Annotated in this window: 7 protein-coding genes; 3 read left to right on the top strand and 4 right to left on the bottom strand. The window is 66.9% G+C overall.

Annotation, left to right across the window (positions count from 1 at the left end; translation table 11 throughout):
* On the top strand, positions 1-1,012 hold a 1,012-nt coding region (locus ACRDUX_RS21345; protein ID WP_526416236.1), incomplete at its 5' end, for a condensation domain-containing protein.
* Here the strand turns inward: ACRDUX_RS21345 and fadA6 are convergent.
* The 4 genes from fadA6 to ipdE1 are packed head-to-tail and all read right to left on the bottom strand — an operon-like array spanning position 1,009 to position 4,741.
* Entirely contained in the window at positions 1,009-2,157 is a 1,149-nt protein-coding gene (gene fadA6, locus ACRDUX_RS21340; RefSeq protein ID WP_526416234.1) for a steroid 3-ketoacyl-CoA thiolase FadA6, read from the bottom strand. The two genes, ACRDUX_RS21345 and fadA6, sit on opposite strands and share 4 nt — an antisense overlap.
* 1 nt (position 2,158) lies before the next feature.
* Positions 2,159-2,752: a TetR family transcriptional regulator KstR2 gene (kstR2, locus tag ACRDUX_RS21335; protein ID WP_526416232.1), complete on the bottom strand. Its 594-nt coding sequence runs from the start codon at positions 2,750-2,752 to the stop codon at positions 2,159-2,161.
* Between the two features lie 55 nt (positions 2,753-2,807).
* Positions 2,808-3,596 (bottom strand): (5R,7aS)-5-hydroxy-7a-methyl-1-oxo-2,3,5,6,7,7a-hexahydro-1H-indene-carboxyl-CoA reductase, encoded by a 789-nt coding sequence (gene ipdF, locus ACRDUX_RS21330; RefSeq protein WP_526416230.1) that lies wholly within the window; start codon positions 3,594-3,596, stop codon positions 2,808-2,810.
* Entirely contained in the window at positions 3,593-4,741 is a 1,149-nt protein-coding gene (gene ipdE1, locus ACRDUX_RS21325; protein WP_526416228.1) for an acyl-CoA dehydrogenase IpdE1, read from the bottom strand. Before ipdE1 ends, ipdF begins: the two co-directional genes overlap by 4 nt.
* Positions 4,742-4,788: 47 nt before the next feature.
* Here ipdE1 and fadD3 point away from each other — a divergent pair, with 47 nt between their 5' ends.
* Both fadD3 and ACRDUX_RS21315 read left to right on the top strand, forming a co-directional pair.
* Positions 4,789-6,324, top strand: a complete 1,536-nt coding sequence (gene fadD3 / locus ACRDUX_RS21320) for a 3-((3aS,4S,7aS)-7a-methyl-1,5-dioxo-octahydro-1H-inden-4-yl)propanoate--CoA ligase FadD3 (protein ID WP_526416227.1) — start codon at positions 4,789-4,791, stop codon at positions 6,322-6,324.
* On the top strand, positions 6,324-6,940 hold a 617-nt coding region (locus tag ACRDUX_RS21315), incomplete at its 3' end, for an acyl-CoA dehydrogenase family protein (RefSeq protein WP_526416225.1). The genes fadD3 and ACRDUX_RS21315, both read left to right, overlap by 1 nt.

Here is a 6,940-nt window from a genome sequence, read left to right as displayed (position 1 = left end):
CGTCCCGGCGACCACTCCCGGAACCCTCGATTGGGACTGCTTCTCGTTCGGCGTCATCCAGGGAAGTGATCACTTCACCTTCTACTCCAGCGTCGACCATCTGAACAGCGACGGGATGTCGGCAGGCCCGATCTTCCTGGACATCCACCTGCGGTACCACGACCTGGTCGCAGGCCGGACCGTCGCTGCACCCGCGGTCGGCGGCTACCTCGACTACACCGCGCGGCAGCGCGAGCACGTGGCGAACACGACTCCCGCGTCACAGGAGATCCAGGACTGGACCACCTTCGCCGAGGACGCCGACGGCGACTGGCCGAGCTTCCCGCTGCCGCTGGGCGACACCTCGACCGACAATCGCGGCGACCTCGTGACGGTGGAGTTGTTGACCGCCGAGGAGACCGAAGTATTCGACATGGCCTGCCGCGGCGCGGGCGCTCGCTTCTCCGGTGGCGTGATGGCCTGTGCCGCAATGGCCGAACGCGAGTTCACCGGCAAGACGGTCTTCCGCGGATTCACGCCGTCGGACACCAGGACGGCGGGCGTCGACACCCTGACCGCGGGCTGGTTCGCCAGCCTGTTCCCCGTCACCGTGACGATGGGCGACGGGACGTTCGGCGACGCCGCCCGCGCGGCGCAGGAGTCGTTCGACGCCAACCGATCGATGGCAAGCGTGCCGTTCGAGCGCGTGCTGGAATTGACCCCGGCGGACCAACTCGGCATCAAGCTGCCAAGCCAGCCCCCAATAATGGTGTCCTACTTGGACTTCCGCAGGATTCCCGTCGCCTCGCTGTGGGACGAGACGAACTTCGGCATCTACTGCGACGACCTGTCTCACGGAGGGATCAACATGTGGATCAACCGCGACGCCGAGCGCACCACGGCGGCGATCTCGTTCCCAGACAACGAGGTCGCCCGCGCGTCGGTCCACCGCTACCTCGCCGCTTTGGGCACGGCGTTCGCGTCCGCAGCCAGCACCACGGAGAGCCGGCCGCAGATACCCGCGAGGGCCTAGAGGCGCTCGATGATGGTGACGTTGGCCGTGCCGCCGCCCTCGCACATCGTCTGAAGGCCGTAGCGACCGCCGGTGCGCTCCAACGTGTTCAGCATGGTGCTGAACAACTTCGCGCCGGTCGCGCCCAGCGGATGGCCCAGTGCGATGGCGCCGCCGCTGGGGTTGACCTTCGCCGGGTCGGCTCCTGTCTCCTTGAGCCAGGCCATCACGACGGGCGCGAAGGCCTCGTTGATCTCGACGGTGTCGATGTCCTCGATCGTCAGACCCGTCTTCTCGAGCGCGTAGTGCGTGGCGGGAATCGGACCCGTCAGCATGTACACCGGATCCGCGCCGCGGGCACTGATGTGGTGGATGCGGGCGCGTGGCTTGAGCCCGTGGTCCTTGACGGCCTGCTCTGAAGCGAGCAGCACCGCGCTGGCGCCGTCGGAGATCTGACTGGCCATCGCCGCCGTCAGCCGCCCGCCTTCGACGAGCGTCTTGAGTCCGGCCATCTTCTCCAGCGAGGTCTCCCGCGGCCCCTCATCGGTGACGAACCCGTCGACAGCGATGATCTCGTTCTCGAAGTACCCCGACCGGATCGCCTCCTGCGCACGCTGATGGCTGGTCAGCGCGAACTGCTCCATCTCCTCACGCGAGACGTTCCACTTCTCCGCGATCATCTCCGAGCCACGGAACTGCGAGATCTCCTGATCACCGTAGCGGTGCAGCCAACTCTTCGACTCGTTGGTCGGCGAGGTGAAACCGAACTGCTCACCGACGATCATGGCCGAGCTGATCGGGATCTGGCTCATGTTCTGCATGCCGCCCGCCACGATGACGTCGGCGGTGCCGGACATGATCGCTTGCGCACCAAAGGAAATAGCCTGCTGACTCGATCCGCACTGCCGGTCGACGGTGACGCCGGGCACCTCTTCGGGGAATCCGGCGGCCAGCCACGACAGCCGAGCGATGTTGCCCGCCTGGCCACCGATGGCGTCGACGCAACCGGCGATCACGTCGGTGACGGCGCCGGGGTCGAGGTCGGTGCGCTCGAACAGACCGCGCCAGGCGGCGGCGCCGAGGTCGACGGGATGAACGCCGGCCAGCGATCCGTTGCGCTTGCCGACCGCGGTTCGCACAGCGTCGATGACGTACGCCTCGGCCATTTCAGACTCCTTCTGTCGTGATGCCACCGAGAACGATGGCGAGGTACTGCCTGCCCACTTGCTCTGCGGTGAGCGGTCCGCCTGGCTGATACCAGCGGACGGAAACCCAGGTGGTGTCGCGGATGAACCGATACACGAGGTCGACGTCGAGGTCGGCGATGAAGCAGCCATCGGCGATGCCCTGCTTGAGTACGTCGACCCACATCGTCCGTTGCTCGCGGTTGCGCTCGTCGACGAACGAGAACTGCGGCAGTGACGAGAGCCGCTTGGCCTCGTCCTGATAGATGACGACCTGCGCGTGCCGGTGCTCGATGGCCTCGAACGATGTCATGAACAGGCCCTCGACCCGCTTCAGCGGGTCGGTCTCGGTCCCGACGATCTCCTGGTACCGCGCGAACAGCCAATCCAGGAAGTCGCGGAGCACCTCTTCGACCATCTGCTCCTTGGACTTGAAGTGATGGTAGAGACTGCCGGATAGAATCCCCGCCGAGTCCGCGATGTCGCGGACGGTCGTCGCCCGCAGGCCGCGCTCGGCGAACATCGTCGCGGCGAGGTCGAGCAACTCGTCGCGGCGGCTCGGAAGCGCCTTGTCCACTCGTGCAGTGTATCAACCAAGCGCTTGCTTGGCGACTTTTGATTCGGCTCGCCGCTCAGGCTCGCTGGCTGGACACCGAGATGATCTCGCCGGTCAGATAGCTGGAGTAGTCGCTGGCCAGGAAAGCCATGGTGGCCGCCACCTCCCATGGCTCGGCCGCGCGGCCGAAGGCCTCGTCCGAGGCCAACTGGTCGAGCAGCTCCGAGCTGCTGGTCTTCTCGAGGAACTCGTGCCGGGCGATACTCGGTGAGACCGCGTTGATCCGCACCCCATACTCGACGGCTTCGATTGCGCTGCAACGGGTCAGCGCCATCACGCCAGCCTTCGCCGCCGCGTAGTGCGACTGCGAGTGCTGCGCGCGCCAGCCGAGCACACTGGCGTTGTTGACGATGACTCCGCCATTCCCGGCATCGCGGAAGTACCGCAGCGCGGCACGGGTCGCCCGCATCACCGACGTCAGCGTGACGTTGAGAACACGGTCCCACTCGTCGTCGGTCATGTCGATGACGGGCGTCTGACCGCCGAGGCCTGCGTTGTTGATGAGGACGTCGATTCGGCCCATCTTCTCGACGGCCGTGGTGATGAGCGAGTCGACGGCTTCGGTCGACGTCACGTCGCACACGACGGAGTCGACGCGGCCGAGGCCGAGTCCGGCCAGCTCGTCGCGGGTTTCGCCGAGGCGCCGTTCGTGGAAGTCGGACACCACGACGTCGGCGCCCTCCGCGAGCGCACGCCGTGCGGCCGACGACCCGATGCCGGTGCCCGCAGCGGCCGTGACGAGGACGACCTTGCCGGTCAGCAGTCCGTGGCCGTCGATCTCCTTGGGCGCGATGGCGAGATTCATCCCTTGACCTCTCGGGGTAGGCCGAGCACCCGCTCGGCGATGATGTTGCGTTGGATCTCGTTCGAACCGCCATAGATGGTGTCCGAGCGCGAGAACAGGTACAGCCTTTGCCACTCGTCGAACTCGCCACCGTCGAGCAGTAGCGCCGCCTTGCCCTGGACGTCCATGGCGATCTCGCCGAGTTCGCGATGCCAGTTGGCCCACAACAGCTTCGACACGTTGTCTTGCCCCGGTTGCTCGACGTCCATGGTCTTCAGCGCATAGGACCGCATCGTCTTCAGTCCCACCCACGACCGGGTCAGCTTCTCGCGGATCAGCGGATCGTCGATGGCGCCGGCGTTCTTGGCCAGCTCGACGATGCCGGAAAGCTCACGCGCGTAACGGATCTGCTGGCCGAGCGTCGACACCCCACGCTCGAAGGTCAACGTGCCCATGGCGACTCGCCAGCCGTCGCCGGGATCGCCGACGACGAGAGAGGCGTCGGTGCGCGCGTCGTCGAAGAAGACCTCGTTGAACTCCGAGTCGCCCGTCAGCTGGACGATCGGGCGCACCTCGACACCGGGCTGATCCAACGGGACCAGCAGATAGGAGAGGCCGGCGTGGCGCTTGGAACCCTTCTCGCTGCGCGCGACGACGAAACACCACTGTGCCCAGTGCGCCAGCGACGTCCATACCTTCTGCCCGTTGATGATCCATTCGTCACCGACGAGCTCGGCCGACGTCGACACGTTGGCGAGGTCACTGCCCGCACCCGGCTCCGAGTACCCCTGGCTCCACAGTTCGGTGACGTCGAGGATCCTCGGCAGGAACCGCTTCTGCTGTTCGGGCGTCCCGTAGGCGATGAGCGTCGGCCCCAACAGCTCCTCACCGAAGTGATTCACCTTGTCGGGGGCATCGGCGAGGGCGTACTCCTCGTAGAACGCGACGCGGTGCGCGACCGTCAGACCGCGGCCCCCGTGCTCCTCTGGCCACCCGAGACACGTCAGTCCGGCGGCGGCGAGATGCTGGTTCCACGCCCGTCGTTCGTCGAAGGCCTCGTGCTCGCGGCCAGGACCGCCGAGCCCCTTGAGCGCGGCGAATTCGCCGACGAGATTGTCGGCGAGCCACTGCCGGACCTCGGCCCGGAACGTCTGGACCTCTATCACCCCTGTAGGCTAACCTACCAAGCACTTGCTTTGTTAGAGGAGTCTCGATGGAGAGCGAGCCGAGGACCATTCCCGGGGTCCTTGACCGGATCGCCGATCAGTTCGCCGACCGCGATGCCCTGGTCACCGACGATCGCGTGATCACCTACGCCGAGCTCAGAGCCGAAGTCAGGCAGGCCGCGGCCGCCATGATCGACCTCGGCGTGCACGCGGGCGACCGCGTGGCAATCTGGTCCCCCAACACCTGGCACTGGGTGGTCGCGTGCCTGGCCACGCATTACGCGGGGGCCGTCGTCGTACCACTCAACACGCGCTACACCGCGAGCGAGGCATCCGACATCCTGGCCCGCACCCAGGCGCCGCTCCTGATCGGGATGGGCCACTTCCTCGGCAGCGACAAGACCCTCGAACTCGACCGCGAAGCACTGCCCGCCCTGCGGCACATCGTCCGGGTGCCCGTGGAAGAGGGGGACGGTACGTGGGACGAGTTCGTCGCGCGCGGCACGGACCTGAACGCCGCCGACGCCCGAGCCGCCGCGCTGACACCCGACGACGTGTCCGACGTCCTCTTCACCTCCGGCACCACCGGCCGTAGCAAGGGCGTGCTGTCCGCACACCGACAGTCCCTCGACGCGCCCGCTGCCTGGGCCGCCTGCGGTGAGCTCACCAGTGCCGACCGCTACCTGTGCATCAACCCGTTCTTCCACAACTTCGGCTACAAGGCTGGGATCCTCACGTGCCTGCAGACGGGCGCGACGCTGATCCCGCTGCTGACGTTCGACCCCGAGAAGGCCATGCAGGCGGTCCAGGACCAGCGCATCACCGTGCTGCCCGGCCCGCCGACGATCTACCAGAGCTTGCTCGACCATCCCAAGCGCGGTGACTACGACCTGACCTCGTTGCGCTTCGCCGTCACCGGCGCGGCCGTCGTGCCGGTCGTGCTGATCGAACGCATGCAGAGCGAGCTGGACATCGACGTCGTGCTGACCGCGTACGGGCTCACGGAGGCAAGCGGTTTCGGCACGATGTGCCGGCCCGACGACGACGCCGTCACGGTGGCAACGACCTGCGGCAGACCCATCGCGGACTTCGAGCTGAAGATCGACGCGGCCGACGGCAGCGACGCAGGCGAGGTCCTGCTGCGGGGTCCCAACGTGATGCTCGGCTACCTCGAGGACCCCGAGGCCACCGCGGCGGCGATCGACGCCGATGGTTGGCTGCACACCGGCGACGTCGGAACCGTCGACGGTAACGGCAATCTGCGCATCACCGATCGGCTCAAGGACATGTACATCTGCGGCGGCTTCAACGTCTACCCCGCCGAGATCGAACAGGTGCTCGCCCGCCTCGACGGGGTCGCCGACAGCGCCGTGATCGGCGTGCCTGACGAACGACTCGGCGAGGTCGGCAAGGCGTTCATCGTCGTCAGGCCCGGTGCGCAGCTCGACGAGGCGACCGTCATCGCCTACACCCGCCAGCACCTGGCGAACTTCAAGGCCCCTCGGTCGGTGGCCTTCCTCGACGTGCTGCCCCGCAACCCCGGAGGAAAAGTGGTCAAACCCCTTTTGCGAGAGAAGCTTTGATGGACCTCACATTCGACGACCCGACCGAGGAGTTCCGCGCCGAGGTCCGTGACTTCCTGGCCGCCAACCGCGAGCACTTCCCAACGAAGTCCTACGACATTGCCGAGGGCTTCGAGCAGCACCGCCATTGGGACAAGGTGCTCTTCGACGCAGGCCTGTCCGTCATCGCCTGGCCGAAGAAGTACGGCGGCCGCGACGCAACGCTGCTGCAGTGGATCGTGTACGAGGAGGAGTACTTCCGCGCCGGCGCGCCGGGCCGGGCCAGCGCCAACGGCACCTCGATGCTGGCGCCGACGCTATTCGCGCACGGCACCGAAGAGCAGCTCGATCGGGTGCTGCCCAAGATGGCCAGCGGCGAGGAGATCTGGGCGCAGGCGTGGTCCGAACCGGAGTCGGGCAGCGATCTCGCCTCGCTCCGCTCGACGGCCACCAGGACCGACGGCGGCTGGAAGCTCAACGGTCAGAAGATCTGGAGCTCGCGGGCACCGTTCGGCGAGAGGGGATTCGGGCTGTTCCGGTCGGACCCCGAGGCACAGCGCCACAAGGGCCTGACCTACGTCATGTTCGATCTCAAGGCCGACGGCATCACGGTGCGCCCGATCGCGCAGCTGGGCGG

This window comes from Mycobacterium sp. (genome assembly GCF_050701675.1).
In the GTDB taxonomy this organism is placed as follows: Bacteria; Actinomycetota; Actinomycetes; order Mycobacteriales; family Mycobacteriaceae; genus Mycobacterium.
Note: the sequence above shows the minus strand (reverse complement) of the source record. Positions and strands in the feature narration are given on the sequence as shown.

Bases quoted from the DNA above. Each gene is read 5' to 3' on its own strand.
- fadA6 (WP_526416234.1), bottom strand. From the start codon at position 2,157: ATGGCCGAGGCGTACGTCATCGACGCTGTGCGAACCGCGGTCGGCAAG.
- ipdF (WP_526416230.1), bottom strand. From the start codon at position 3,596: ATGAATCTCGCCATCGCGCCCAAGGAGATCGACGGCCACGGACTGCTG.
- fadD3 (WP_526416227.1), top strand. From the start codon at position 4,789: ATGGAGAGCGAGCCGAGGACCATTCCCGGGGTCCTTGACCGGATCGCC.